Below are 995 nucleotides of genomic sequence, written 5' to 3'. Positions count from 1 at the left end.
TGCTCGCGGAGCTGGCGGCGCTGTACGAGGGCGCCGAGCCGGCGCCGGTGCGCCCCTACCGCGACCATTTGGCCTGGCTGTCCGGCCGTGACACGGCGGCGGCCGGGTACGCGTGGCGGCGGGCCCTCGCCGGCCTCGCCGAGCCGACCCTGCTCGCCCCGGCCGGCCCGGCCGATCCGTCCGGCCCGCCCGAGACGGTCGAGCTGGCGCTGCCCGAGACGCTCACCGCGTGGCTCGGCACGATGGCCCGCGCACGCGGGCTGACGACGAACACGCTGGTGCAGGTCGCCTGGGGCATCCTGCTCGGGCGGATCACCGGCCGCGACGACGTGGTCTTCGGGGCCACGGTGTCGGGCCGCCCGCCGGAGCTGGCGGGCGTGGAGTCGATGATCGGCCTCTTCATCAACACCGTGCCGGTCCGCGTGCGGACCGACCCCACGGAGACGGTCGCGGCCCTGCTGACGCGGGTGGAGGACGAGCAGGCCGCGCTGATGGAGCACCAGTACCTGGGCCTCGCCGACATCCAGCGGGCGGCCGGGCTCGGGGAACTGTTCGACACGCTGCTCGTCTTCGAGAACTACCCCGACACCGCGGGCGCGGACGGCGGCCTGCCCATCGCCGACCTCGAAGGACGGGACGCCACCCACTACCCGCTCACGCTGGTCGCCGAGCCGGGCGAGCGCCTCCAGCTCGCCCTCGCCCACCGCGCCGGCCTGCTGTCCGCCGAGGACGCCCGCGACCTGCTCGTACGGCTCGGCCGGGTGCTCACCGCCTTCGCGGCCGACCCGGACGGCCCGGTGGAGGCCATCGACCTGCTGACCGACGGGGAGCGCCGGCGGGTCCTGCGCGACTGGAACGCCACCGACCACGACGTTCCCGCGACGACCCTCGCCCGCCTGTTCGCCGACCAGGCGGCCCGTACGCCGGAGGCGACCGCGCTGGTCTCCGGCGACCTGGAGCTGACCTACCGCGAGCTGGACGCGCGCGTCGCGCGG

1 protein-coding gene is annotated in these 995 nt (G+C 76.2%); it reads left to right on the top strand.

What is annotated here, in order from left to right:
- A partial coding sequence (locus ACFFNX_RS51085) for a condensation domain-containing protein (RefSeq protein WP_378213748.1) occupies nucleotides 1-995 on the top strand: 995 nt, incomplete at both ends.

It is taken from the genome of Actinoallomurus acaciae (genome assembly GCF_042429965.1).
In the GTDB taxonomy this organism is placed as follows: domain Bacteria; phylum Actinomycetota; class Actinomycetes; order Streptosporangiales; family Streptosporangiaceae; genus Actinoallomurus; species Actinoallomurus acaciae.
Note: the sequence above shows the minus strand (reverse complement) of the source record. Positions and strands in the feature narration are given on the sequence as shown.